This is a genomic window from Pseudomonas sp. LB3P14 (assembly GCF_054898045.1).
Genome location: NZ_CM142714.1, coordinates 2,481,236 through 2,506,903 on the forward strand (window position 1 = coordinate 2,481,236; position 25,668 = coordinate 2,506,903).

22 protein-coding genes are annotated in these 25,668 nt (G+C 61.7%); 21 read left to right on the plus strand and 1 reads right to left on the minus strand.

The annotated features are described in order from the left end of the window. Positions 1 to 42: 42 nt before the first annotated feature. From ACYZT5_RS11375 to ACYZT5_RS11400, 6 genes are all read left to right on the plus strand, one after another. Complete coding sequence (locus ACYZT5_RS11375) at positions 43 to 1,779, plus strand: type I secretion system permease/ATPase (RefSeq protein ID WP_462051184.1); 1,737 nt, start codon at positions 43 to 45, stop codon at positions 1,777 to 1,779. Between the two features lie 6 nt (positions 1,780 to 1,785). Next, positions 1,786 to 3,126, plus strand: coding sequence for an HlyD family type I secretion periplasmic adaptor subunit (locus ACYZT5_RS11380; RefSeq protein ID WP_462051185.1), 1,341 nt, complete (start codon positions 1,786 to 1,788; stop codon positions 3,124 to 3,126). A 1-nt stretch (position 3,127) separates the two neighbouring features. Further along, the gene (locus tag ACYZT5_RS11385) at positions 3,128 to 4,456 is read left to right on the plus strand and encodes a TolC family outer membrane protein (protein ID WP_462051186.1); all 1,329 of its coding nucleotides are present in this window, start codon (positions 3,128 to 3,130) and stop codon (positions 4,454 to 4,456) included. A gap of 459 nt (positions 4,457 to 4,915) precedes the next feature. Then, positions 4,916 to 6,448 (plus strand): multiheme c-type cytochrome, encoded by a 1,533-nt coding sequence (locus ACYZT5_RS11390; RefSeq protein ID WP_462051187.1) that lies wholly within the window; start codon positions 4,916 to 4,918, stop codon positions 6,446 to 6,448. Positions 6,449 to 6,667: 219 nt separating this feature from the next. Then, positions 6,668 to 8,158 (plus strand): M15 family metallopeptidase, encoded by a 1,491-nt coding sequence (locus tag ACYZT5_RS11395; protein WP_462051188.1) that lies wholly within the window; start codon positions 6,668 to 6,670, stop codon positions 8,156 to 8,158. Between the two features lie 314 nt (positions 8,159 to 8,472). After that, complete coding sequence (locus ACYZT5_RS11400) at positions 8,473 to 9,216, plus strand: hypothetical protein (protein WP_462051189.1); 744 nt, start codon at positions 8,473 to 8,475, stop codon at positions 9,214 to 9,216. Between the two features lie 41 nt (positions 9,217 to 9,257). On the opposite strand, the gene ACYZT5_RS11405 is transcribed toward ACYZT5_RS11400, so the two are convergent. Beyond that, the gene (locus tag ACYZT5_RS11405) at positions 9,258 to 10,061 is read right to left on the minus strand and encodes a hypothetical protein (protein ID WP_462052233.1); all 804 of its coding nucleotides are present in this window, start codon (positions 10,059 to 10,061) and stop codon (positions 9,258 to 9,260) included. A 149-nt stretch (positions 10,062 to 10,210) separates the two neighbouring features. Here ACYZT5_RS11405 and ACYZT5_RS11410 point away from each other — a divergent pair, with 149 nt between their 5' ends. From ACYZT5_RS11410 to ACYZT5_RS11480, 15 genes are all read left to right on the plus strand, one after another. Then, positions 10,211 to 10,882: a GntR family transcriptional regulator gene (locus ACYZT5_RS11410; protein WP_282382455.1), complete on the plus strand. Its 672-nt coding sequence runs from the start codon at positions 10,211 to 10,213 to the stop codon at positions 10,880 to 10,882. Positions 10,883 to 10,996: 114 nt separating this feature from the next. Next, the gene (locus ACYZT5_RS11415) at positions 10,997 to 11,929 is read left to right on the plus strand and encodes a 4-hydroxyproline epimerase (protein ID WP_462051190.1); all 933 of its coding nucleotides are present in this window, start codon (positions 10,997 to 10,999) and stop codon (positions 11,927 to 11,929) included. After that, positions 11,926 to 13,041: an NAD(P)/FAD-dependent oxidoreductase gene (locus tag ACYZT5_RS11420; RefSeq protein WP_462051191.1), complete on the plus strand. Its 1,116-nt coding sequence runs from the start codon at positions 11,926 to 11,928 to the stop codon at positions 13,039 to 13,041. Before ACYZT5_RS11415 ends, ACYZT5_RS11420 begins: the two co-directional genes overlap by 4 nt. Next, positions 13,034 to 13,270 (plus strand): (2Fe-2S)-binding protein, encoded by a 237-nt coding sequence (locus tag ACYZT5_RS11425; protein WP_008157207.1) that lies wholly within the window; start codon positions 13,034 to 13,036, stop codon positions 13,268 to 13,270. Before ACYZT5_RS11420 ends, ACYZT5_RS11425 begins: the two co-directional genes overlap by 8 nt. Beyond that, positions 13,267 to 14,523: an FAD-dependent oxidoreductase gene (locus ACYZT5_RS11430; protein ID WP_462051192.1), complete on the plus strand. Its 1,257-nt coding sequence runs from the start codon at positions 13,267 to 13,269 to the stop codon at positions 14,521 to 14,523. The genes ACYZT5_RS11425 and ACYZT5_RS11430 overlap by 4 nt, the downstream gene beginning before the upstream one ends. A gap of 75 nt (positions 14,524 to 14,598) precedes the next feature. Beyond that, entirely contained in the window at positions 14,599 to 15,348 is a 750-nt protein-coding gene (locus ACYZT5_RS11435; protein WP_462051193.1) for an AraC family transcriptional regulator, read from the plus strand. A 250-nt stretch (positions 15,349 to 15,598) separates the two neighbouring features. After that, a complete protein-coding gene (locus ACYZT5_RS11440; protein WP_462051194.1) occupies positions 15,599 to 16,417 on the plus strand; it encodes an ABC transporter substrate-binding protein in 819 nt (272 codons plus the stop codon). 10 nt (positions 16,418 to 16,427) lie between these two features. Then, positions 16,428 to 18,206: a cis-3-hydroxy-L-proline dehydratase gene (lhpI, locus tag ACYZT5_RS11445; protein ID WP_462051195.1), complete on the plus strand. Its 1,779-nt coding sequence runs from the start codon at positions 16,428 to 16,430 to the stop codon at positions 18,204 to 18,206. Further along, on the plus strand, positions 18,199 to 18,864 hold the full coding sequence (locus tag ACYZT5_RS11450; RefSeq protein ID WP_462051196.1) for an amino acid ABC transporter permease: 666 nt from the start codon (positions 18,199 to 18,201) through the stop codon (positions 18,862 to 18,864). Before lhpI ends, ACYZT5_RS11450 begins: the two co-directional genes overlap by 8 nt. A gap of 10 nt (positions 18,865 to 18,874) precedes the next feature. Continuing rightward, positions 18,875 to 19,525, plus strand: coding sequence for an amino acid ABC transporter permease (locus tag ACYZT5_RS11455; protein WP_008157201.1), 651 nt, complete (start codon positions 18,875 to 18,877; stop codon positions 19,523 to 19,525). Continuing rightward, positions 19,518 to 20,240 carry an amino acid ABC transporter ATP-binding protein gene (locus tag ACYZT5_RS11460; protein WP_462051197.1) on the plus strand — a complete coding sequence of 241 codons (723 nt, stop codon included), beginning with the start codon at positions 19,518 to 19,520 and terminating at the stop codon, positions 20,238 to 20,240. Before ACYZT5_RS11455 ends, ACYZT5_RS11460 begins: the two co-directional genes overlap by 8 nt. Positions 20,241 to 20,357: 117 nt before the next feature. Beyond that, the gene (locus ACYZT5_RS11465) at positions 20,358 to 21,386 is read left to right on the plus strand and encodes a trans-3-hydroxy-L-proline dehydratase (protein WP_462051198.1); all 1,029 of its coding nucleotides are present in this window, start codon (positions 20,358 to 20,360) and stop codon (positions 21,384 to 21,386) included. 136 nt (positions 21,387 to 21,522) lie between these two features. Beyond that, complete coding sequence (locus ACYZT5_RS11470) at positions 21,523 to 22,440, plus strand: dihydrodipicolinate synthase family protein (protein ID WP_462051199.1); 918 nt, start codon at positions 21,523 to 21,525, stop codon at positions 22,438 to 22,440. A 71-nt stretch (positions 22,441 to 22,511) separates the two neighbouring features. Further along, positions 22,512 to 23,909, plus strand: a complete 1,398-nt coding sequence (gene abaF / locus ACYZT5_RS11475) for a fosfomycin efflux MFS transporter AbaF (protein WP_462051200.1) — start codon at positions 22,512 to 22,514, stop codon at positions 23,907 to 23,909. Positions 23,910 to 24,056: 147 nt separating this feature from the next. Next, positions 24,057 to 25,637, plus strand: coding sequence for an aldehyde dehydrogenase (NADP(+)) (locus ACYZT5_RS11480; protein ID WP_462051201.1), 1,581 nt, complete (start codon positions 24,057 to 24,059; stop codon positions 25,635 to 25,637). Positions 25,638 to 25,668 lie beyond the last annotated feature (31 nt).

Here is a 25,668-nt window from a genome sequence, read left to right on the forward strand (position 1 = left end):
GCGCCGCAAGGGCTAACGGCTTTTCGAAGAGGGGTCACCCAAATGCACAAACAATCGAGCATTCGATCCGAACTGGCTGACGCGCTTTTTCGACTTCGCCGCAGTTTTTACTCGTTGGCAGGGTTCAGCGGCGTCATCAACGTCATGATGTTGACGCCAGCTATTTATATGCTGCAGGTCTACGATCGGGCCTTGGTCAGTCGCAACGTCACAACGTTGACGATGTTGACCATTCTGGTGATAGGCCTGTTCTTGCTGATGGCCACGCTGGAAATGTTCCGCACCCGCGTGCTGATCCGGGTCGGCAACTGCCTCGACATGGACCTCAATCGACGCATTTTCACCGCAGCATTCGAGCGCAACCTGAGCCGCGCCGGAGGTAATCCGGCCCAGGCCCTGCAGGATCTCGCGCAGGTGCGTCAGTTCCTCACCGGCAATGGCCTGTTCGCTTTCTTTGATGCGCCATGGACGCCGATCTACCTGCTGGTCGCCTATCTGATCCACCCGCTGCTCGGACTGGTCACGCTGATCGGCTCGCTGATTCTGGTGAGCCTGGCTTATCTCACCGAGAAGGCGACGCAAAAGCCGCTGGCCGAAGCCAATCAGGCCGCCCTCTCCTCCGCCAGCTACGCCAACAACAACCTGCGCAACGCCGAGGTCATCGAGGCCATGGGCATGCTGCCGTCGATCGGCAAGCGCTGGTACCAAAGCCATTTGCGCATTCTGGAAATGCAGACCCTGGCCTCCGACCGTGCCGCCCTGATCAGCAGCACCGGGCGCTTCGTGCGGATCACGTTGCAGTCGCTGATCCTCGGCGCCGGCGCGCTGCTGGCGATCGAAGGCAAGATCACCCCCGGGATGATGATTGCTTGCTCGATCCTCACCGGCCGCGCGTTGGGCCCGGTGGAACAAGTCATCGCGTCGTGGAAGCAGCTGCTTGGCTGCCGTTCGGCTTGGGGCCGTTTGAACGAGATGCTGAACGACTATCCGCGCCGGTCACCGAGCATGTCGCTGCAGCGGCCGCTGGGCATGCTGGCGGTGGAGAATGTGTACGCCGGTGCCCCTGGCACCAGCAATACGATTCTGCGCGGGGTGAGCTTCAACCTTTCTCCCGGCGAAAGCCTTGGCATTATCGGTCCATCCGCCTCGGGCAAATCCACCCTCGCCCGCCTGTTGGTCGGCGTCTGGCCGGCCCAGGCCGGCAAGGTGCGCCTGGACGGCGCGGACATATTCACCTGGAACAAGGGCGAACTTGGCCCCTGGCTCGGTTACCTGCCACAGGACGTGGAGCTGTTCGAGGGCACCATCGCCGACAACATTGCACGCTTTGGCGAAGTGGACAGCGACGCGGTCATCCGCGCCGCCAGGACGACTGGAGTGCACGAGATGATCCTGCGTTTGGCGCAGGGTTATGAGACCCGTCTGGGCACCGATGGCAGCCCGCTTTCCGGTGGCCAGAAGCAACGGATCGCCTTGGCCCGCGCGCTGTATGGAGAACCCAATCTGATTGTGCTGGATGAACCGAACGCCAACCTCGACGACGTCGGTGAAAAGGCCTTGGTCGATGCGCTGGCCCAACTCAAAAACCGCGGTGCCACCGTCATTCTGATTTCCCACCGTCCCAATGTGCTCTGCGCCGTCGATAAGGTCCTGATGCTGCGCGACGGCGGCGTGCAGATGCTCGGGACTCGCGACGAAGTATTCGCAGCGCTGCGCAAGGCCAGTGTGATGCCTGCAGGCGCCTCAACTCCGCTGGCCTCCGTCAAAGCACAGGAGTGACCGATCATGCAAATGAACCAAACCACCGAGATGATTCGCGCCGATCCCAGGAACGTAGTGGATCTGGACGTCGGTAAACCCGTGCGCTGGGGCATGTTGCTGATGCTCGCCGGCTTCGGCGGCTTCCTCCTGTGGTGCTGGCTGGCGCCGCTGGATGCCGGCGTGGTAGCGACAGGCACGGTAAAAGTCACCAGCAATCGCAAAGCCGTGCAGCATCTGAGCGGCGGCACCGTGGAGGCCATTCTTATTCGCGAAGGCGATGCAGTGAAAAAAGGCCAGGAGGTGGTCCGCCTCGACTCGCTGCGTGCCGTTGCCGAACAGGGTGCGGTCAGCGCCCAATACATCGTCAGCAAGACGGTGGAAAACCGCCTGGAAGCGGAACGTGACGGCCGCGATGTGGTGAACTACGATCCCCAATTGCTCAAACGCTTCGGGAATGACCACCGCCTGGTGGCCGCCATGGATCTGCAACAACGCCTGCTGGACACCCGGCGCGCCGGCCTCGCTGGCGAAATCAGCATCCTGCAGGAAAACCTCGCGGCGTCGGCGGTGCAGCTCAAGGGTCTGCAGCAGGTCTATGGCGCCCGCGCCTCGCAGATCAACTTCCTCAACCAGGAACTAACAGGCACCCGCGTGCTGGCGGCCGAAGGCTATGTGCCGCGCAACCGTCTGCTTGAGCTGGAACGCAGCAATGCCGACCTCTCCGCCGGCCAGGCCGAGAACCTCAATAACATCGCTCGCGTGCGTAGCCAGACCACCGAAATCAAGCTGCGCATCCTGCAGCGCCAGCACGATTACCTGAAGGAAGTCGAATCGCAGCTCACCGACACCGCCAAGGAAAACACCACCTTGGCCGACCGCTTGCGTGCGCTGGACTATGAAGTGACCCACACGGTGATTCGATCGCCCATCGATGGCATGGTCCAGTCCCTGAGCATTGCGACCATCGGCGGGATCATTCAGCCCGGCTTCAAGATCATGGAAATCGTTCCGGACAACGAACCACTGCAGGTCGACGCGATGATTCCCGTGCAAGCCATCGACAAGATGGTCCCTGGCCTGGCCGTGGACATTGCCTTCCCGGCCTTCAACCATGCCCGGACGCCCAACATACCCGGCCGCGTGAAGACCGTCTCCGCCGACCGCCTGCTCGACGAGGAAAGCAAGCAACCGTTCTATCTGGCTCAGGTAGAAGTCACGCCCGATGGCATGAGCCTGCTTGGCAGTAATCACATTCGTCCCGGTATGCCCGCCAGCGTCACCATCAAGACTGGCGAGCGCAACATGATGAGCTATCTTCTCAAACCAATGCTTGAGCGTGTTGACAGCTCCTTCAAGGAACAATGAAATGGATCGTCATTGCCTGATCTTCTGCCTGTTAGCGTTGTCTCTCCCGGTCAGCGCCATGGACCTCAAACAAGCCTGGGATCTGTTGCAGTTCCAAGGCCCCGTCTATCGATCCGCCGTGCATGAAAAGGAGGCCGGTGTGGAAAACCGCGCCATCGGCTTGGCGGGTTTGCTACCGCAGATCAGTGCCTCGGCCTACGACAACAAGGTCAATGGCACCCAGCGCCAGAGCGGCATCGAAAGGGATCTCGACTACACCTCCAAGGGCGCTAACGTGCGCTTGCGCCAGCCGCTGTTCAACAAACAGAAAATGGCCGAGTACCGCCAAGGTAAACAGCGTGCCGACTACAGCGTCGCGGTGTTCGACGCCAAGAGTCAGGACGCCGCGGTGCGCCTGGCCGAAAGCTATTTCGACGTGCTTCTGGCCAGCGAAACCATCGTCCTGGCCAAGTCCAAGCTGAGCGCCTTCGATGAGCAACTCGCTTCGGCGAAACGGCGTATGGAGCTGGGGGCCGGCACCGTCACCGACATCGACGAGTCGGTCGCTCGCCGCGACCTCGCCGAGGCCGAGCTGATCGAAGCGCAGGACAACCTGGTCAACGCGCGCCGCAAGCTTGAGGAATTTATCGGTGAAACCCCCGAATCGGTGACCACCTTACGCCCGAGCTTCAATACACCACCGCTGCTACCGAGCAACCTGCAGGACTGGTTGGTCAAAGCCCAGACCGACAGCCCGCTGATCCAGGCGCGCCGTCATAGCAGCGACCTCGCTGAAGAAGAAGTGAAACGCGCCAGGGCTGGCCACTGGCCGACACTGGATTTCGTTGCCGGCTACACCGCGGGCGAGAGCCAATCAATCTCCGAGCTGAATCAACGCAACCGCTACGCCTCAATCGGGCTGGAAGTAAACTTTCCGTTGTACAACGGTGGCGGCACCAGCGCGTTGACACGCCAGGCGAGTGCCAATAGCTATAAGGCCCTGGACGAACTCGACGCCACGCGACAGGAAGTCATCTCCGGAACCACCCGTGAGTATCAGGGCGTACAGAGCGGCACCAAACGTGTTCACGCGCTGGAGAGGGCTGTGGAGTCCAACGAACGCTCGCTGGCTTCGACACGCAAGGGCTTCAAAGAGGGGGGCACCAGCACCAACTCGGACGTCCTCAATGCCGAAGAGCTGCTCTTCGTTGCGCGCCACGATCTGTTCGAGGCCAAGGTGCGCTATTTGATGTCGCACCTGCGCCTGGCGTCTTCGGTGGGCAGTCTGGGCGACGACGATATCGACCACATCAACGACTACCTCGGCCCGGAACTATTGGTCACCAACTGACTTTTACTTGCGCGGCAATTTTTACAAGGTGGTCGGCAAAACCCAGGCACAACAGCGTAATGCCGATCAGTTAAGCCATTTCAGCCGCAACACAAACCTTGTAGCAGCCGAACGCAGGCTTCGCCAGCTGCAGATCGTGTTACGGCTAAACTGATCGGCATTACCCCCCCCCCGATTCCGGAGTGAACTCCCCCACTAATGGGTGCAGTTCCCCCGCAGTATTCGCGTCTCGATCAGCAAAAAACTCAGCCTCCAACCAATGTTTGCTGGACCTTCAGGTCATTGCACATATTTTGTCACAGTCCTTGCAACGTCATTACCGAGTGAGCTTCTCCCGTTCATGAAAGGTGGAGAGTCGAGGAGCCGTACATATAACCAATGGCTTGCAGGATGAAGTAATCCTGTCAACTCAATGGAAGTGCTGCAGTCATCCTCTGCAACCGTCTTGGGGAAACTCTTATGAACCACAACCCCACATGCAAACACGCGCCCAGGCCAAGTGAATTACTGGCAGCCTTTGTCCACAACCTGATCGTCCGGGTGATCAGACCATTCGTTCGCCGTTTTCTATGCTTTCTAGCCTGCCTGCTTACGGTAACGCTGGTGGCGGCCGACGAACCTCAGGGCAATGACAATCAGGGTAATGAGAAGTGGCTGGAGCCTGCACGCTCCACGCTCATGCATGTGAATGGCGCGATGCCGTTCTTTCCGCATCGGGCCAATACCCCCGGCAATCTGGTTTTGAATGTAAAAGACTTCGACAATGCTCAGGTATGTGGCGCTTGCCATACGGAGATCTACAAGCAGTGGCGCTCATCGATGATGTCCCAAGCCTGGGATGAACCCATCTATCGGGCCTTGCTCAAGCGTGCGAGTTCGGCCACCGAGGGGAAGGTCGATAACTTCTGCACCGGCTGCCATACCCCGATCGGCCTCACGACCGGGCAAATCAATTCGGAAATCAATCGCTCCTCGATTGAAGACAGCACGAAAAATCATCCAATGCCTGGGGTCGATTGCGAGACCTGCCACAACATTAGTGCTCGCACGGGCCTCGATAACGGCGCCTATGTCCTGAGCCCTCGAGCGCACGGTAAACCGACTAAGTTCGGCCCGCGTAAAGATGCCGTTTCGCCCTATCACGACACCGTATATTCCGCTCTGCACACGCGCTCGGACTTTTGCGGCACCTGCCACAACGTCACGCACCCGTTCAGCAGTGTGGCGGTCGAGCGAACCTATGACGAATGGCAGGAGAGCGCCTACAGCCTCAACGATATAACCTGCCAGAGCTGCCATATGCCGGGTTTTGCGGGTAAGGCCGCGATCATGGGGCCAGACCGCGAGCAGGTCGCCTCGCATTGGTTCAGCGGAGCCAACGCTATGATGCTCAAGCATCTCGGTCAGGATGCGGGCGCGCAACGCTCACGCGACATGCTCGCGAGCGCGGGGGAAATAAAGTTCCAGCAACTGCCGGCAGCCATCATTCCCGGGCAATACACCTCGGTAGCCGTGAAAGTTTCCAATGTCGGCGCCGGGCACAAGCTGCCGACCGGCTTTCCGGAGGGACGGGAGATGTGGATCGATTTCCGGGTGCTGGATGCCAGTGGTCGCGAGCTCTATCGGCTGGGCTCGATCAAGGACGGCAAGACCGAGGACAACACGCGAAATTTCAAAGTGCACATAGGCGACAAGGACGGCAATCCATTGGACGTCGAGGTCTGGAATGCCACGCAAATTCTCTCGGACAACCGCATTCTGCCCAAGGGCTACGATATTGGGGCGTTCTCCTTCCTGGTGCCGGCCGACGCCGTCGGGCCGCTCACCTTGACTGCCGAACTGAACTACTGGCCGTTTTCGCAGAAGCTGGCCGACTACCTGCTTGGCAAGGATAAGTTGCAGGTGGAAATCACCCAGATGGCCAAAGTCACACAGAGCGTCCCCTTGTCGACAAGCCTGCCAGCCGTCGGGTCAGTCACTGCGCACTTTTAGCTGCGCAGTTTGCGCAAAAAAAGTAGAAGCGGACCCGTCCCATCCACGTCACCGGGTGACTGAAACGAGGGTTAGCTACCGCTTTATTCCTTTACGCCCATTCAGCCAATACGGCGCTGAACAGGTGCGGCTGGTGCAGCGGGTCGTGCGTTGCTACTGTCACCGACTCGACCCATCGCCTGATCTGGCTAGAGAACCGGCCTCTTTTTGGAGCACCGCATGCGCTATCCCTGCACCCTCGTGCCTCTGCCCGCCTCGACACTGTTTTCGCTCCGCTCGCACACCCTGCTCGCGCGGCCCTGGCTGCGATGGGCCCTGTGCTTGAGCATTGTCGTGCCCTGCATGGCCGGTGCAGAGCCTCAACCCGAGAACATGGTTTATTTGCATACGATTGATCCGGGCATTGAGCAAGACATTCGCTATGCCAGCGCGCACAACTTCACCGGGCACCCACTCGACGGTTACGCCGCTGGGGAGTGTCTGTTATCGCTGGAGGCTGCAAAAGCCCTCGCTCGGGTACAAACGGCATTGCAGGCGCAGGGCTACGGTTTGAAGGTGTTTGACTGTTATCGACCCAGCCGTGCCGTTGCCGATCTGGGGCGCTTCGCTTTGGTGCCGGGTGACCCCCGCAAGGCCGAGTTCTATCCGCGCGTGGACAAGCAGGACTTCTGGCGCCTGGGTTACGTGGCACGGGTGTCGAACCACTCCAAAGGCTCAACCGTGGATCTGACACTGACCGGACCGGATGCCCTGCCCGCCGATAGCTGGACACCGTCAGCCGAGCAAGTCGATTGCACGGCCCCTTATGGCCAGCGTTGGCGCGATGGCGCACTCGATATGGGCACAGGTTTCGATTGCTTCGATGAGCGAGCGCATACCGACAACCCGATGATCAACGCAGCCGCCAGGGACAATCGCCAGAAGCTCAGCCGGGCCATGGAGAAAGAAGGATTTACCGGGTACTCGAAGGAATGGTGGCACTTCACATACAGTGGGGAAGGTTCGCCGAAGAACGTCATGGACTTCCCCATCACGCCGCTGGGTGCAAGCGCTGCTCTCGACACCAGCCATCAGCTGATTGTGGTCACCACAAAAAACTGGACTGACATCCAGGGCACTGCCCAGCGCTATGAACGGCAGGGAAACACCTTTCGAAAATACCAAGCGCCGTTTCCGGTGGTGGTCGGCAAGAGCGGGCTGGCGTGGGGCAAGGGTCTAAGCAGCGTTGAGCAACGCGAAGGTCCGGTCAAACGTGAAGGCGATGGAAAAGCGCCCGCCGGGGTATTCAAACTGGGGACGGCTTTTGGCTACGACAGTACGGTCGAAACCAAACTGCCCTACCTTGCGCTGACATCGACCATCGAATGCGTGGATGACAGCCACTCGACACGCTATAACGAGCTTGTCGACGGAGCGACAGTATCGAAAGACTGGAACAGCTCCGAACGGATGCGTCGCGATGACGACATGTATCGAAAAGGCATTTTCATCGAGCACAATACACCGGCGTCCCCCGCCTCGGGCTCGTGCATTTTCTTCCACATCTGGCGTGGTGCCACTTCCCCGACGCTGGGTTGCACAGCCATGGATCAAGCGGATATTTCTCGCTTGTTCAATTGGCTGGATCCTCGCCAGTCCCCTTTGCTGGTTCAAATGCCCGAGGTGGAATACGAGCACTTTCGCAAACGCTGGAATCTGCCCAAACGCTGATACCGTCGACTCAGGCCACCTGAGCGATAGCTGCGCCCCATTGATACAACGTCGTTACGCAGGCTGTTACTTCATGATCTGCACCGGCGCCCATGACCCTCCAGACTGTTACGCCAAGACACTTCGCCGCGCTGCGCGACCCGCCTACCGTGAAGCCGTCAATGTGCTTACAGGGTTGTGACACATCACCAGCACCGCCCGCCTCCGCCGGTGGAGGCATGGAAGACGTGTCACGGGTGCTGCCAGATCCCTTGTCGAATTCGATGCCCGCTGCCCATTGATTGCCCAACACACCACCAAGGAAGAGGGAAACCATGAGTCAGTCAAAAGCAGTAAGCGAACAAAGCCAGCAGCTGCACAATGACGTACAAGAGGCCTTCAAGTCGTTCCAGAGCGTCGCCTCAACGGCCCTGAAGACCACCGACTACAGCAAGGTGCTGACCTCGACCCTGGCGGCCACCCAAAAGTCGGTCAAGATTCAGATCGCTGCCGGTGACCTGACCTTGCTCAAACAATCAGGCTACAAGCTGTGCTTTGCCAAGAAGGTCGGAAATGAAGCCTACAACGTGGTCTGGCAGTCCTACGTCCAGTACCTGAGCAACAGCACTTTCAGCTGGACGCCCCAGTATCAGTTGTTCGGGTCCAACGTTTTCCAGGCCAACGTTCAAGTCGATGTGTCGACCAACATCGTCAATATCGGACTGGGCCAACAGTCGATACTCGACAATGCCGGCCTGCTGGGTTCGGCAACGAGTGGTGGCCCCGACACCTCCATCACCCTCGTGAACAACTACGGTGCGATCCACCCCGGCATCAGCCAATTGTCCACGGGCATCGATGGCAAGCAGATCAGCACACCCATCTACGTGGCCTCGGCACAAGTAGTCACCGGCCAGACCGTGCTAACCCCCGTCGAGACCATTCTGGTGTGGTTCGAACAGAACGTGCAGACCAGCACCATGTTCAGCACCTCGCGCTCGCAATCAATCGAAATCGATTTGACCTTCGATAATAGTGCGACCCGCCTCTACTCTGGCGGTAGCTGGACTGTCGTGTAACGCCAACATCCGGGGCAACCTTGCGGTTGCCCCTCTGCTCATCAATCGTCACTGCCACCCTTGGCGAAATAGCCCGTCAACGAGCGGCAGATGGACTCGGCCAGATCTTCCTGAGTGGCGATGCCGTAGGGTCGATTGCGATCAAATTGCGCTGACCAACGGATTCGCCCCTGAGCGACATCAATCAAGCGTACCGAGGTCCGGACACGCGCAGGTTCCACCCGCACGCTGCCCTCCAGGGAATAGCTGCCGCGCCTGGCGCGCCCCAGGTCTGGTGCTTTTACGCTGCTTCGTGGCACCTTCATCAGCACATGGTTCGCCGGCGTTTGCGTCTGTTCGAACGACTCGAACAGCCTGCAGCTCAACTCTTCGCACAAGCCCTGGGTAAAGTCGTCGCCGTCGCGGGTGATGCAGGTAAACGGCTGGAGTTGCAGGACAGGATGGCGCGTGCCGGTCGCCCTGGGTCTTTGCCGCTGGTACGCCAGCCGATAACAACCGGCCGGTATGCTCAGACGCACCGGATCCTGTTGGCCAAACGTGGCGTAATGACTGGCGAGCTTGCGCCGCAACCGGCCTACCTGAACCCGCACCACGGGATCATCGCCCGTGCAGTAGACCGCCGGGTCACGGCGAAACACCGCGATGCCGATGGCGTGCTCGGTAAGAGGCGTGTTGGAAAATTGGAGGTCGTGCTCGACCAGGAAGCGCAGCAGGCTGCCCATCCGCCGGGACTTGGCGAACAACGGGCTGGCCAATAACAGCGCGAGCACCCGCTCCACCTCTTCCCGGCCAAGAGGCTCGGGAACGATGTCCGCACTCGAATTGCCAACGAAATTGATCACAATCGCCCGCCTCCGTGCAGGTTGAGCGCCGCCAGATCGAAGCTTAGCAGTTGCCACCGGGGGTGAAGATATTCTCGTGGCTGGCCACGGCCGACGAACACCCGGGCAAATTCGTATACCATATCTGCAACTCATTCCGAACGATCACGACCGTGGCCCTGACAAAACTCAACGCTCCCGACCTTGGCAATTCGCCTTCGACGTCGGAAATCATCACCCGTCATCTGCGTGACGCCATCGTCGCCGGGCATTTCGCCGAGGACGAGCCGATTCGCCAGGACGACATCGCCCGCCAGTTCAACGTCAGCAAGATTCCGGTGCGCGAAGCCCTCAAGCGCCTGGAGGCCGAAGGCCTGGTGATGTTTCAGCGCAATCGCGGGGCGATGGTCACCCGGGTTTCCGATGCAGAGCTGGCGCAGATGTTCGAAGTGCGCATGCTGCTCGAAGACAAGGTGCTGCGCCTGGCCATTCCCAACATGACCGAAGACACTTTCGCGCGCGCCGAACGCATCTGCCAGGAGTTCATCGGCGAAGATGACGTGGGACGCTGGGCCGAGCTCAACTGGGAATTGCACGCCTGCCTCTATGAGCCGGCGCAGCGGCCGTTTCTGGTCAGCCTGATCCGCTCGGTCAACGACAAGCTGGAGCGTTACCTGCGCATGCAGATGAGCCTTTCGGCCGGCAAGGATCGCGCCGATCACGAACATCGGGAAATCCTGGCGGCCTGTCGCGCCGGTGACGTGGACCTCGCGGTGAAGTTGCTCGACGAGCACATTGCCGGCGTCTGCAAGACCCTGTTCGAACACCTGCCTCACAGCCACTGACCGCTCAATCCACTGTGCCGATTTCGTCATCGGCACTGGATAAAACCATCAAGCCGGCAAGCCCCCGCACAGGCCACTCTTTCGTTCACTCATCTGAACGGACGTGGCCCTCCCATGAAACGCATCACCGTGATCGACTCCCACACCGGCGGCGAACCGACCCGCCTGGTGACCGCCGGTTTTCCTGACCTGGGCAACGGCAGCATGGCCGAACGTCGACAGCGGCTGGCCGAACAGCATGATCAATGGCGCGCTGCCTGCGTACTCGAACCACGGGGCAGTGACGTGCTGGTCGGCGCCCTGCTCTGTGAGCCGGTGGACCCGAGCGCCTGTGCCGGCGTGATTTTTTTCAACAACAGCGGTTACCTCGGTATGTGCGGCCACGGCACCATTGGCCTGGTGGCCTCGCTGGCGCATTTGGGCAAGATCGGCCCTGGCGTGCACAGCATCGAAACCCCGGTCGGCACGGTGCAGGCGACGCTGCACGAAGACCATTCGGTCAGCGTGCGCAATGTGCCGGCGTACCGTTACCGCAAAGCGCTGGCGCTGCAGGTGCCGGGTGTCGGCCAGGTGGTCGGCGATATTGCCTGGGGTGGTAACTGGTTCTTCCTGATCGCCGAGCATGGCCTGGACATTGCTGGCGACAACATTGAGGCGCTGACCGCCTACACTTTCGCCGTGCAGCAAGCACTGGAAGCTCAGGGGATCCGCGGCGAAGATGGCGGCTTGATCGACCATGTCGAGCTGTTCGCCGATGACGAGCAGGCTGACAGCCGCAACTTCGTCCTCTGCCCCGGCAAGGCCTACGATCGCTCGCCCTGTGGCACCGGCACCAGTGCCAAACTGGCATGCCTGGCGGCCGACGACAAATTGCAGCCGGGACAGATCTGGCGTCAGGCCAGTGTCATCGGCAGCGAGTTCGAGGGTTCCTATGAACTTCAGGGCGAGCGCATCGTGCCGACCATTCGCGGCCGCGCCTTTATCAGCGCCGAAGCCAGCCTGATCATCGAACAGGACGACCCGTTCGCCTGGGGCATTCGCCCGTGAGCGAGGGCCACGTGGCCGATGTGATCGTGATCGGCGCCGGCATCATCGGCGCCGCTTGTGCCCAGGCGCTGGCGGGTCGCGGCTTGCGCGTGCTGGTGCTGGACGCAGGCCTGCCGGGCGCTACGGCGGCGGGCATGGGCCACTTGCTGGTCCTCGATGACAACCCGGCCGAACTGGCCCTCAGTCAATATTCCCTGCAACGCTGGCGCGAACTGGCGCCGGCCCTTCCCGAGGGCTGCGCGTTTCGCCGCAACGGCACCCTCTGGCTGGCGGCCAATGCCGAAGAAATGGCCGTCGCCCACAGCAAATACCTGAACTTGCAGGCCCAAGGCGTGGCCTGCGAATTGATCACCCGCAGCGACTTGCGCCAGCGCGAACCGGAACTGCGCGAGGGCCTGGAAGGCGGACTGCTGATCAATGGCGACGGCATTCTTTATGCGCCGGCGACGGCCAATTGGATGCTCGACACACCAAACATCAGCCAACGCCGGGCGCGGGTCAGCGAAGTCGACGGCAACCGCGTGCGACTCGACGACGGCCACTGGCTAAGCGCCGAAGCGGTGATTCTGGCCAACGGCGTCCAGGCCAACGAGCTGTGCCCGGAGTTGCCGATCGAGCCAAAGAAAGGCCACTTGCTGATCACCGACCGCTACCCCGGAAAAGTCACCCACACCTTGGTGGAACTCGGTTACGTCACCAGTGCCCACAACGCCACTGGCCCATCGACGGCGTGCAATATTCAGCCCCGGCCGACCGGGCAACTGTTCATCGGTGCCTCGCGGCAGTTCGGCACCACCGACCCGCAGGTCGAAGGCTGGATGCTGGCGAAAATGCTCAGACGTGCCGCCGACTACATGCCGGGTCTGGCTCAGCTCAACGGCATCCGTGCCTGGACCGGTTTTCGCGCTGCCAGCCCCGACGGCTTGCCGCTGGTGGGTCAGCATCCACAACGCAAAGGTTTATGGCTGGCGGTCGGTCATGAGGGCCTCGGCGTCACCACCGCCCCCGGCACCGCCGACCTGCTGGTCGCGCAGCTGTTCGACGAAACGCCGCCACTGGCCGCGCAACCGTATCTGCCGCAACGTTTTCTCGGAGAGCCCGTTTATGCCTGAATTGATGCTGGACGGACGTGCCCTGCGGGTTGCCGAAGGCACCAGTGTCGCCGCAGCACTGGCCCTGAGCGGCGATGGCTGCACGCGCACCTCGGTCAGTGGCCAACGCCGCGCCCCGCTGTGCGGTATGGGCATTTGCCAGGAATGCCGGGTGACCATCGACGGTCGACGGCGCTTGGCCTGCCAAACGCTGTGCCGTGACGGCATGCACGTGGAGACTCAAGCATGAGCGAATACGCCGACCTGCTGATCATCGGTGCCGGTCCCGCCGGCATGGCCGCTGCGCTCGCTGCGGCGTCAAGCGGTGCGCGCATCGTCCTGCTCGATGACAACCCGCTGCCGGGCGGGCAAATCTGGCGTGACGGGCCTCAGGCCAAGCTGCCGAACCCGGCACGTCAGATGCGCCAGCGACTGGAGGCGTGCAGCAACATCCGCCGCCACTCCGGCACTCGGGTGATTGCCTGCGCCGGGCCGAAACAACTGCTGGTCGAAGACGCCGATCGAGGCTGGTTGATCGGTTACGACAAACTGATTCTGTGTACCGGCGCCCGCGAGTTGCTTCTGCCCTTCCCCGGCTGGACGCTGCCCGGCGTGACGGGAGTTGGCGGCCTCCAGGCATTGATCAAGGGCGGCCTGCCGGTGCAGGACGAACGCGTTGTGATTGCCGGCAGCGGACCGTTATTGCTGGCCAGCGCCGCCACCGCAAAACACAACGGCGCCCAAGTGCTGCGCATCGCCGAGCAGGCCTCCTCGGCTGCCGTCGGCGGTTTCGCCGCCCGACTGCCACGCTGGCCCAACAAGTTGATGCAGTCGGTCACGTTGTTCGACCACCATTACCGTACCGGCACCCATGTACTGGCCGCCCTGGGCACTGAGCGGCTGGAAGGTGTGCGCCTGCAACAGCAAGGAAAAATCGTCGAACTGGAATGTGATCGCCTGGCCTGCGGTTTCGGTCTGATCCCCAATACCCAACTCGGCCAGGCCCTGGGCTGCGAACTCGATGGCCAGGCGCTCGCGGTCGATGCCTGGCAGACCAGCAGCCGCGCCGACCACTTCGCGGCGGGTGAATGCACCGGTTTCGGTGGCAGTGAACTGGCGTTGGTCGAAGGCGCAATCGCCGGTCATGCCGCGGTCGGTGACGTTGATTCGGCCCGAGCATTGTGGCCTCGGCGTGCGCGTTGGCAGGGTTTCGCCAACGCCCTGAACAAGGCATTCACCCTCGACCCGCAACTCAAGTCGCTGGCGCAACCCGACACCCTGGTGTGCCGGTGCGAAGACGTGCCTTACGGGCTGCTTGCCGGGCACGCTGACTGGCGCGAGGCCAAACTGGCCAGCCGCTGCGGCATGGGCGCGTGCCAGGGCCGGGTGTGTGGCGGCGCATTGCAGCACCTGTTCGGTTGGCAACCTTCGGCACCACGCCCGCCCTTCAGTCCGGCGCGGATCGAGACCTTGTTGTGCCTGGACGACACCCCACCGGCCTGAATGCCGGCCCGGGGGCTTTCGGGTCCGCTGCCGAGTCTCTATGATCCGGGGCATTGCCACCAGACGCCCAGCGCCATGTATGCCTCGCTCACTACCTTCAAACCCTGCGACCTGCCGACGCTGCTTAGCAGTCTGCAGCCGATCGCGGCGCTGCTCGATACCCTGTCGGACGTGGTGTTTTTCATCAAGGACAGCGAGGCCCGCTACGCCTTCGTCAACCAGACCCTGGCCCGGCGCTGCGGCTTCAAACACACTGACGAGTTGCTCGGGCGCACCGCCGACATGGTCTTTCCCGAGCGCTTCGGCCCGCTGTATACGGAGCAGGATCGGCGGGTGCTGTCCACCGGCCGCGAGCTGGCTGACCAACTCGAACTGCACCTGTATTACGGCAACCAGCCGGTCTGGTGCCTGACCCACAAACTCGCGCTGCGCGACCTGCAGGGTCATGTGGTCGGCTTGGCCGGCATCTCCCGCGACCTGCAACTGCCACAGTCCAGCCATCCGGCGTTCCAGAAACTCGCAGCGGTGGACGCGCATATCCGCAGCCATTTCGCCCGCCCCATCAGCCTCGCCGAACTGACCGCGATTGCCGGGTTTTCCGTGGCGCAACTGGAGCGCCACTGCAAACGCGTGTTCCAACTCACCCCACGGCAGATGATTCACAAGGCCCGCCTGGAAGAAGGCTCGCGGCTGTTACTGCACACTGACCTGCCCATCACCGAGATCGCCCTGCGCTGCGGTTACACCGATCACAGTGCCTTCAGCCGACAGTTCCGCGCCTTGACCAGTCTGGCGCCGAGTCAGTATCGCGAAAGTCGTCGCTGAACCCGGGCGAGTGTTCCTTTAAGGGGCGCCCGGCGTTCCCACTGCTCCCTTCTGTAACACCGCCTGATACAGGCCATCGAGGCGTTCGTCTCCTACGCCCCATTCCCACAATCTTGCAAGACGTTTAGCTCAAGGCTTGGCGAACAATTCTCGCCGCTGTTCAGAAACAGGCACGCTCATTGCTAATCTAATATCGTATACGAAATTCACAATACGATATCCAACAGCACTTTCCGACCACGAGGCCTCTATGAAAAACCCCGCATTTGCCGTAGCCCTCAGCGCTGTTCTCAGTACTTCCTTCATCGCCACCGCCCAGGCCGACAAGCTCGACGACATTATTGGATCGGGCAAGCTGCGCTGCGCTGTGACCCTGGACTTCCCACCGATGGGTTTTCGCGATGAAGGCAACAACCCCGCCGGCTTCGACGTCGACTACTGCCGCGACCTGGCGAAAATCCTCGGGGTCGACGCCGAAGTGGTTGAAACGCCCTTCCCCGATCGAATTCCGGCGCTGGTCTCCGGGCGTGCCGACGTAATCGTTGCCTCCACGTCCGACACTCTTGAACGGGCCAAGACCGTCGGCCTCACCGTGCCGTACTTCGCCTTTCAAATGGTGGTGCTGACCCGCGACAACACCGGCATCAACAGCTTCGCTGATATCAAAGGCAAAGCCTTGGGCAACACCAGCGGCACCTACGAAGCCATCGCCCTGGAAAAAGACGTGAAGAGCTGGGGCAGCGGCTCCTTCCGCGCCTATCAGTCGCAGAACGACACGCTGCTGGCGGTCGCCCAGGGCCACATCGACGCCACCGTGGTGACCAACACCGTGGCCGCCGCCACGATCAAGTCGGGCAAATACAAGAACCTGAAAATCGCCGGTAACGCGCCGTACACCATCGACTACGTGTCCCTGGGCGCCAAGCGCAACGAGTATGGCCTGCTCAACTACCTCAACCTGTTCGTTAACCAGCAAGTGCGCAGCGGGCGATACAACGAGCTGTTCACCAAATGGGTCGGCACCGAGATTTCACCCACCGACCTGACCGTGCCCAAGGTCTATTACTGAGGTGTCAGGCATGCCTAGGCCCACTTCTCTGACCGGTCGCAGCCTGGTCGCCGGCGCCGCACAAGGCGCCTTGCTGTTTGCCGATGTCGGGCTGAGTTTCTGGGGCGGGGTCGACCCGTACAGCGGCGAAGTCATCGACCGTCACCACCCGCTGAGCGGCGACTACCTGGCCGGCCGGGTGCTGGCCATTCCCAGCGGCCGCGGCTCGTGCACAGGAAGCAGTGTGCTGATGGAATTGATCAGCAACGGTCATGCGCCGGCCGCACTGGTGCTGGCCGAGCCCGATGAGATCCTGACCCTGGGCGTGCTCGTGGCACAGACCATTTTCGAGCGTTCCCTGCCGGTGCTGTGCATCGGCCGGGAAGCCTTCATCGCGTTGCGCGGCAAGGTCTTTGCTCGGGTCGAAGCATCAACGGTGACCGTGTTCGAACGCCTGCCGGGTGATGCCTGGCAGGCACTCGACAGTCCGTTGCAGACAGCAGAAAAAATCACCTCTATCGAACTCACCGAACACGATCGGGCGCTGCTCGATGGCGAGTATGGCAAGGCCGCCCAGATCGCCATGCAGATCGTCCTGCGCATGGCCGAACTGCAAGGCGCGCGCAACCTGGTGGATGTCACCCAGGCACACATCGACGGCTGCATTTATACGGGACCTGCGAGCCTGCGCTTCGCCGAACAACTGGTGCAGTGGGGAGCCAAAGTACGGGTGCCGACCACGCTCAATTCGATTTCCGTCGACCAGCGTCGGTGGCGTGAGTTGGGCATCGACCCGGCGCTTGGCGTACCGGCCACTGCCCTGGGCGATGCCTATATGGCGATGGGCGCGCAGCTCAGTTTCACCTGCGCACCCTACTTGCTCGACAGCGCGCCGAAGGCCGGCGAGCAAATCGTCTGGGCCGAATCCAACGCCGTTGTTTATGCCAACAGCGTGCTCGGCGCACGCACCCTGAAATACCCGGACTACCTGGATATCTGCATCGCCCTGACCGGCCGCGCGCCGTTGATTGGTTGCCATCTGGACGCGCAACGTAAAGCGAGACTGCAAATCGAATTGCCGGTTTTGGCTGAGTTGGATGATGCCTTCTACCCCCTGCTCGGTTACCACATCGGAGCCCTGGCCGGCAGCAGGATTGCGCTGGTGCTGGGGCTGGAACACAGCAGGCCGAGCCTGGATGACCTGAAAGCCTTCGGCGCGGCTTTTGCCACCACCTCCGCCGCGCCGCTGTTCCATATCGCCGGGGTGACGCCGGAAGCACTCGACCCGACGCAAGTACTGGAGGCGGATGCCGATGTGCCGGTGGAAAAAATCCGCCTGAAGGATTTGCTGCTCAGCTGGCGTGAACTCAACAGTGCACGCGACAACCGGGTGGATGTGGTCTCGCTGGGCAACCCGCATTTCTCCCTCAGCGAATTCGCGCATCTGGCGCGGCTGTGTCGGGGTCGGCACAAACACCCCGAGGTGGTGCTCGCCATCACCTGCGGTCGTGCGGTGCTGGAGCAGGCCCGCGAGGCTGGACATATCGCCGTGATCGAAGCCTTCGGCGCCACCCTGGTCACCGATACCTGCTGGTGCATGCTCGGCGAACCGGTGATCCCGCTGGCCGCCAAAACCTTGATGACCAATTCGGGCAAGTACGCCCATTACGCACCCGGCCTGGTGGGCCGCAAGGTGCACTTCGCCAACCTCGCCGAATGTGTCGACGCCGCTTGCAACGCCACGGCCAGCGGTCGTTTGCCGGCCTGGTTGCAATCAGCCGCCCCTCTGGAGAGCCACGCGCATGTTTGATTACACCTTCCAATGGCGCGCGACCCTGCGCGCCCTGCCGGACATGCTCGCCGGCGCCTGGGTCACCTTCGAGACCGCCGCGCTGTCGATGATCTTCGGCGTGTTGATCGCCCTGGCCCTGACGGTGATGCGCGAAACCAAACAACCGTTGTTGCGCGGCATCGGCAATGGCTGGGTGTCGATCGCCCGCAACACCCCGTCGCTGTTCCAGATCTACGTCCTCTACTTCGGCCTCGGCTCGCTGGGTTTGCATGTCAGTTCATGGTTCGCGTTGCTGGCCGGGATCACCTTCAACAATGCCGGCTACCTGGCGGAAAACTTTCGCGGTGGCCTCAAGGCTGTGCCGGGCACGCAAGTGCGCGCCGCGCGTTCGCTGGGCATGAGTGCCTTTCAGGCCTACCGGATGATCATCGTTCCGCAGCTGTTGCGGATCGTGTTCTACCCGTTGAGTAACCAGATGGTCTGGGCGGTGCTGATGACGTCGCTGGGGGTGATCGTCGGGCTGAACAATGACCTCACCGGCGTGACCCAGGATTACAACGTCAAGACGTTCCGCACCTTCGAATACTTCGCCATCGCCGCGGCGCTGTACTACCTGATTGCCAAGGCAATCGTCGCCGTCGCCCGGCTGATGGCCTGGCGGCTGTTCCGTTACTGAGGAGGTGACCATGTTGACCACCAGTTTTTCCTGGAATGACCTGTTGTTCTTGCTTGATGGCGCCTGGGTCACTCTGAAACTCACGTTCTGGTCGATCATCCTCGGCTCTTTCGCCGGGCTGCTGTTCGGCTTGCTGCGAGCGCTGTTGCCGCGCGCCAGCCTACCACTGGCCTGGGTGCTGGACGTGTTTCGCAGCGTGCCGCTGCTGATCCAGTTTGTGTTGTTCAATTCGCTGAAAAGCATCGTCGGCTTGAACATCAGCGCCTTCAGCGTTGGTTGCATTGTGCTCGGGGTCTACGCCGCCGCGTACTTCACCGAGATCGTGCGCAGCGGCGTGCTTTCGGTGCCCTTCACCGTGCGCCGGGCCAGTCGCTCGTTGGGCCTGAGTTTCCTGCAGGACCTGCGCTGGATCGTCCTGCCGATGGCCACACGGGTGGCCTTTCCCGGCTGGCTGAACCTGGTGCTCAGCGTGATGAAAGACACCGCGCTGGTGATGTGGATCGGCATCGTCGAACTGCTGCGCGCTTCGCAAACCATCGTGACCCGCATTCAGGAACCGCTGCTGGTGCTGTGCATCGCGGGCCTCATTTACTACGTCATGAGCCTGGTGGTCGCTCGCCTGGGCGCTCGTCTGGAAAGAAGGTGGCAAGAAAATGATTGAGATCGACAACGTACACAAATCCTTCGGCAACCTCGAAGTGGTCAAGGGCGTCAACCTGACGGTGAACAAGGGCGAGGTGGTGTCGATCATCGGCGGCTCCGGCTCGGGCAAATCGACCCTGCTGATGTGCATCAACGGCCTGGAACCGATCCAGAAAGGCAACATCCGCGTCGACAGTGTCGAGGTCCACCATAGCGCCACCGACCTCAACCGCCTGCGGCAGAAGATCGGCATCGTCTTCCAGCAATGGAACGCGTTCCCACACCTGACAGTGCTGGAAAACGTGATGCTGGCGCCACGCAAAGTGCTGGGCAAGAGCAAGTGCGACGCCGAGGAACTGGCGGTGAAACAACTGACCCACGTCGGCCTGGGCGACAAGCTCAAAGCCTTTCCCGGCAAGCTCTCCGGCGGCCAGCAACAGCGGATGGCGATTGCCCGTGCCCTGGCCATGTCGCCGGACTACATGCTGTTCGACGAAGCCACTTCAGCCCTCGATCCACAATTGGTGGGCGAGGTACTCGACACCATGCGCATGCTCGCCGAAGACGGCATGACCATGGTCCTGGTGACCCACGAAATCCGCTTCGCCCGCGATGTGTCCGACCGCGTGGCGTTCTTTCGCAATGGCCTGGTGCACGAGATCGGTTCGCCGGATCAGGTTATTGGTAATCCGGTGCATGCGGAAACCGCGGCCTTCCTGAAATCGGTGAAGTAACGGATGGCCCCATCGCGAGCAGGCTCGCTCCCACAGGGTTTGGGGGTGTACACCAGGCCAATGTGGGAGCGAGCCTGCTCGCGAAGGGGCCCAAACAGACAAAACAAGGAGCAAACCATGCGCTCATCGAAAGTGATTCATGTAGTCAGCTGCCACGCCGAAGGTGAAGTCGGCGACGTGATCGTCGGCGGCGTCGCGCCACCGCCCGGGGCCACCGTGTGGGAACAGTCGCGCTGGATAGCCAAGGACCAAACCTTGCGCAACTTCGTCCTCAACGAGCCGCGCGGCGGGGTGTTTCGCCACGTCAATCTGCTGGTGCCGGCCAAGGATCCTCGGGCGCAGATGGCCTGGATCATCATGGAACCGGCCGACACACCGCCGATGTCCGGTTCCAACTCGCTGTGCGTGGCCACCGTGTTGCTCGACAGCGGCATCCTGCCGATGACCGAACCACAAACCCGGCTGGTGCTCGAAGCGCCGGGCGGGCTGATCGAAGCGGTTGCCGACTGCCGTGACGGCAAGGTCGAACGGGTGGAAATCAAGAACGTGCCCTCCTTCGCTGACCGCCTCGATGCCTGGATCGAAGTCGAAGGCCTCGGCTCATTGCAGGTCGACACCGCGTACGGCGGCGACAGTTTTGTAATCGCCGACGCCAAGCGCCTGGGCTTCTCCATTCGTCCTGATGAGGCGGCGGAACTGGTCGAGGTCGGGCTGAAAATCACCCGCGCGGCCAATGAACAACTGGGTTTTGTCCATCCGCTGAACCCCGAGTGGTCGCATATTTCTTTCTGCCAGATTGCCGCGCCCATCGTCGTTGAAGATGGCATCGCCACCGGGGCCAACGCGGTGGTGATTCAACCCGGCAAGATCGACCGTTCACCGACCGGCACCGGTTGCTCGGCGCGGATGGCGGTTCTGCAGGCCAAGGGATTGATGCAGGTCGGCGAGCGTTTTATCGGCCGCTCGATCATCGGCTCCGAGTTCCACTGCCGCATCGATTCGCTGACCGAAGTGGCGGGACGCCCGGCGATCTACCCGTGCATTTCCGGCCGGGCCTGGATCACCGGTACCCACCAGTTGCTGCTCGATCCGAGCGATCCCTGGCCGCAAGGCTATCGCCTGTCTGACACCTGGCCTGGGGCCTGATTACAGTCCTACAAACCATCACCAAAAACTCTGACAAACGGCTAGCAAAAACCCTACGTAACTGAAAAAAGCACTGGCCGAGCGTTGTCACTTGCAATATCGTATACGAAATACAATTACTGGACCGGAGGCAACAATGAGCAAGCGCATTAACTGGAGTGGCGTCTTCCCCGCGGTGACCACTCAATTCAACGATGACTTCACCATCAACCTGGAAAAAACCCACCAGGTGATTTCCAACGTGATCCGTGACGGCGTGTCGGGCCTGGTGGTTTGCGGTTCGGTGGGGGAAAACACCTCGTTGACCGCCGAAGAAAAAATCGCCGTGACCGAAGTCGCGGTCGACGCCTCCCGCGGTCGCGTGCCAGTGATCTGCGGCGTGGCCGAGTTCACCAGCGTCGCAGCGGCCAAAGTCGCAAACGCCGTGCGCCGGGTTGGCGTCGACGGGGTCATGCTGATGCCGGCGCTGGTCTACAGTTCCAAGCCGTTCGAGACTGCCGAGCACTACCGCTACGTGGCGAAAAACGCCGACGTACCGCTGATGGTTTACAACAACCCGCCGATCTACAAAAACGACGTCACCCCGGACATCCTGATTTCCCTGGCCGACTGCGACAACGTGGTGTGCTTCAAGGATTCCTCCGGCGACACTCGGCGCTTCATCGACGTGCGCAATGAAGTCGGTAACCGCTTTGTGCTGTTCGCCGGTCTCGACGACGTAGTACTGGAAAGCATCGCAGTAGGCGCCGAAGGCTGGGTCTCGGGCATGTCCAACGTGTTCCCGAAAGAAGGCGAAACCATCTTCCGCCTGGCCAAGGCCGGTCGCTTCGCCGAAGCCATGCCGATCTACGAATGGCTGATGCCGATTCTGCACCTCGACGCCCGTGCCGATCTGGTGCAGTGCATCAAGTTGTGCGAAGCCATCGCCGGTCGCGGCAGCGCCCTGACCCGTCCGCCTCGCCTAGCCTTGCCGGAAGCTGATCGCGTGTTCGTCGAGCAGATCATGGCCAAGGCCCTGGCCAATCGTCCGGAGTTGCCGGACGTCGGTCTCTGAGTGATTGTCGGGCGGGTCCTTGAGGACCCGGCCCGGCTGCCTGTCTTTGCGCCTCTACAGGAAACGCCAGCTTGTCCAATCCTCACAGCACCTCCCGCGCAACCACACCCTCGGGACTCAAACGTGTCGTGGCCGCCGCCATGGCCGGCACCGTCGCCGAATGGTATGAATTCTTCCTCTACGGCACCGCCTCTGCACTGGTCTTCGGCCAGTTGTTCTTTCGCCAGACCGACAGCCCGATCGACGGCATCCTCGCTGCATTCGCCCTGTATGCCGTCGGCTTCCTCGCCCGCCCGTTGGGGGGGCTGGTGTTCGGTCATTACGGTGACAAATTCGGCCGCAAACGCCTGCTGCAACTGAGCCTGGTGGTGGTCGGTATCACCACCTTCCTGATGGGTTGCCTGCCCGGTTTCGACCAAATCGGCTACGCCGCGCCAGTGTTGCTGGTGTTGCTGCGGCTGATCCAGGGCTTCGCCTTCGGCGGTGAATGGGGCGGTGCGATTCTGCTGGTGTCCGAACACTGCCCGGACAATCGCCGGGGCTTCTGGGCCAGCTGGCCGCAAGCCGGTGTCCCGGCCGGCAACCTGGTGGCGACTGTCGCGTTGCTACTGTTGTCGTCGAACCTTTCCGAGGAGCAATTCCTTGCCTGGGGCTGGCGCGTCGCGTTCTGGTTCTCGGCCGTCGTGGTGCTGATCGGCTACTGGATTCGCACCAGCGTCGATGACGCGCCAATCTTCAAGGAAGCCCAGGCCCGTCAGGCGCAAAACAAGCAACAACAGCTGGGCGTGGTCGAAGTGCTGCGTCATCACTGGCGTGCGGTACTGGTCGGCATCGGTGCGCGGTTTGCCGAGAACATCCTTTACTACACCGTCGTGACCTTCTCGATTACCTACCTGAAACTGGTGGTGCACAAGGACACCTCAGAGATTCTGTTTCTGATGTTCGGCGCGCACCTGCTGCATTTCTTCATGATCCCGCTGATGGGTTATTTGTCCGACCTGGTCGGGCGCAAACCGGTGTACCTGACCGGCGCGATCCTCACCGCGTTCTGGGGCTTCATCGGTTTCCCGATGATGGACACCGGCAACAACTGGCTGATCATCGCGGCGATCACCCTGGGCCTGGCGATCGAGTCGATGACCTACGCACCCTATTCGGCGCTGATGGCCGAAATGTTCCCGACCCACGTGCGCTACACCGCGTTGTCCCTGTGCTATCAGGTGGCACCGATCTTCGCCGGCTCATTGGCGCCGCTGATTGCCCTCACTCTGCTCAACAAGTACCACAGCTCGACACCGATCGCCTGGTACCTGGTCGGCGCCGCGCTGATCTCCATCGTCGCCGTCGGTCTGACTCGAGAAACCCGCGGCAAGTCGCTGCACCTGGTGGATGCCGAATCTGCCGCGCGGATCGCTGCCCTGGACACCGCCGAACCCGCCATCCCTCGCCGGGGCGATTCGTTGGCTTGAGACGCCCCTGTAGGAGCGAGGCTTGCCCGCGATGGACGTCAACGATAACGCGTGTTGTCTGAAATAAACGCGTCGTTCTTGAGTTCTTCGCGGGCAAGCCTCGCTCCTACAAAGAACCCGGCCCCAACATTTCGACAGGAGTTTTTCATGCCCCACATCATCGGCCACAACTACATCGGCGGTGCGCGCAGCGCCGCCGGCAACACCACCGTGCAAAGCCATGACGCCAGCACCGGTGAAGCGCTGCCCTACTCGTTCATGCAAGCCAACATTGAGGAAGTGGACGCCGCTGCCCAAGCCGCGGCTGCCGCCTACCCGGCCTTTCGCAACTTGCCGGCGAGCCGGCGCGCGGAATTTCTCGAGGCCATCGCCGCGCAACTCGATGCGCTGGACGATGAGTTCGTCGCCCTGGTAACCCGCGAGACGGCGCTGCCGACCGGGCGCATTCAAGGTGAACGCGGTCGCACCAGCGGCCAGATGCGGCTGTTTGCCCAAGTCCTGCGCCGTGGCGATTTCTACGGTGCGCGCATCGACCGGGCCGTGCCCGAGCGTCAGCCGCTGCCACGGGTCGATCTGCGTCAGTACCGGATCGGCGTCGGCCCGGTCGCGGTGTTCGGCGCGAGCAATTTCCCGCTTGCGTTCTCTACCGCCGGTGGCGATACCGCAGCCGCCCTGGCCGCCGGTTGCCCAGTGGTGTTCAAGGCCCACAGCGGGCATATGGCGACTGCCGAGCAGGTGGCCGATGCGATCATTCGCGCCGCCGAGCAAACCGGCATGCCCAAAGGCGTGTTCAACATGATCTACGGCGCGGGTGTCGGTGAAGCGCTGGTCAAGCATCCGGCGATCCAGGCGGTGGGCTTTACCGGTTCGCTCAAGGGTGGCCGCGCCCTCTGCGACATGGCCGCCGCACGGCCACAACCGATCCCGGTGTTCGCCGAAATGAGCAGCATCAATCCGGTGCTGGTGTTGCCCGAAGCCCTGCAGTTGCGGGGAGAGAAAATCGCCAGCGAACTCGCCGCGTCAGTGGTGCTCGGCTGCGGCCAATTCTGCACCAACCCCGGATTGGTGATCGGCATTCGCTCCCCCGAGTTCAGCGCATTTGTTGAATCGCTCAGCACGGTAATGGCCGACCAGCCGGGGCAAACCATGCTCAACGCCGGCACGTTAACCAGCTACGCCAAGGGTGTGCAGGCGCTGCACGCGCATCCGCACATCAGCCACCTGGCCGGTCGTGAACAACAGGGCAAGCAAGCCCAGCCGCAGCTGTTCAAGGCCGACGTCAGCCTGCTACTCAACGGCGACCCGCTGCTGCAGGAAGAAGTGTTCGGCCCCACCACGGTTCTGGTGGAAGTGGCCGACAAGGTGGAACTGCAACGGGCGTTGCAGAGTTTGCACGGTCAACTCACGGCCACGTTGATTGCCGAGGCCGGTGACCTGCAAACCCATGACGAGCTGCTGCCGCTGCTCGAACAAAAAGTCGGCCGGGTACTGTTCAATGGCTACCCGACTGGCGTCGAAGTCTGCGATGCGATGGTGCATGGAGGTCCCTACCCGGCCACCTCCGATGCCCGTGGCACCTCGGTCGGCAGCCTGGCCATCGAGCGTTTCCAGCGCCCGGTGTGCTACCAGAACTGCCCGGATGCGCTCTTGCCCGAGGCGTTGAAAAACGCCAATCCGCTTGGCATCACCCGCCTGGTCGACGGCAACAGCCATCGCCAACCGCTGTAGAACCAAACGGGCGCCACTGGCGCCCGTTTCC

What these genes read in the sequence shown, in the direction of transcription:
- ACYZT5_RS11375 (WP_462051184.1), top strand. Translation starts at nt 43, where the DNA reads ATGCACAAACAATCGAGCATTCGATCCGAACTGGCTGACGCGCTTTTT.
- ACYZT5_RS11380 (WP_462051185.1), top strand. Translation starts at nt 1,786, where the DNA reads ATGCAAATGAACCAAACCACCGAGATGATTCGCGCCGATCCCAGGAAC.
- ACYZT5_RS11385 (WP_462051186.1), top strand. Translation starts at nt 3,128, where the DNA reads ATGGATCGTCATTGCCTGATCTTCTGCCTGTTAGCGTTGTCTCTCCCG.
- ACYZT5_RS11390 (WP_462051187.1), top strand. Translation starts at nt 4,916, where the DNA reads ATGAACCACAACCCCACATGCAAACACGCGCCCAGGCCAAGTGAATTA.
- ACYZT5_RS11395 (WP_462051188.1), top strand. Translation starts at nt 6,668, where the DNA reads ATGCGCTATCCCTGCACCCTCGTGCCTCTGCCCGCCTCGACACTGTTT.
- ACYZT5_RS11400 (WP_462051189.1), top strand. Translation starts at nt 8,473, where the DNA reads ATGAGTCAGTCAAAAGCAGTAAGCGAACAAAGCCAGCAGCTGCACAAT.
- ACYZT5_RS11415 (WP_462051190.1), top strand. Translation starts at nt 10,997, where the DNA reads ATGAAACGCATCACCGTGATCGACTCCCACACCGGCGGCGAACCGACC.
- ACYZT5_RS11425 (WP_008157207.1), top strand. Translation starts at nt 13,034, where the DNA reads ATGCCTGAATTGATGCTGGACGGACGTGCCCTGCGGGTTGCCGAAGGC.
- ACYZT5_RS11430 (WP_462051192.1), top strand. Translation starts at nt 13,267, where the DNA reads ATGAGCGAATACGCCGACCTGCTGATCATCGGTGCCGGTCCCGCCGGC.
- ACYZT5_RS11435 (WP_462051193.1), top strand. Translation starts at nt 14,599, where the DNA reads ATGTATGCCTCGCTCACTACCTTCAAACCCTGCGACCTGCCGACGCTG.
- ACYZT5_RS11440 (WP_462051194.1), top strand. Translation starts at nt 15,599, where the DNA reads ATGAAAAACCCCGCATTTGCCGTAGCCCTCAGCGCTGTTCTCAGTACT.
- lhpI (WP_462051195.1), top strand. Translation starts at nt 16,428, where the DNA reads ATGCCTAGGCCCACTTCTCTGACCGGTCGCAGCCTGGTCGCCGGCGCC.
- ACYZT5_RS11450 (WP_462051196.1), top strand. Translation starts at nt 18,199, where the DNA reads ATGTTTGATTACACCTTCCAATGGCGCGCGACCCTGCGCGCCCTGCCG.
- ACYZT5_RS11455 (WP_008157201.1), top strand. Translation starts at nt 18,875, where the DNA reads ATGTTGACCACCAGTTTTTCCTGGAATGACCTGTTGTTCTTGCTTGAT.
- ACYZT5_RS11460 (WP_462051197.1), top strand. Translation starts at nt 19,518, where the DNA reads ATGATTGAGATCGACAACGTACACAAATCCTTCGGCAACCTCGAAGTG.
- ACYZT5_RS11465 (WP_462051198.1), top strand. Translation starts at nt 20,358, where the DNA reads ATGCGCTCATCGAAAGTGATTCATGTAGTCAGCTGCCACGCCGAAGGT.
- ACYZT5_RS11470 (WP_462051199.1), top strand. Translation starts at nt 21,523, where the DNA reads ATGAGCAAGCGCATTAACTGGAGTGGCGTCTTCCCCGCGGTGACCACT.
- ACYZT5_RS11480 (WP_462051201.1), top strand. Translation starts at nt 24,057, where the DNA reads ATGCCCCACATCATCGGCCACAACTACATCGGCGGTGCGCGCAGCGCC.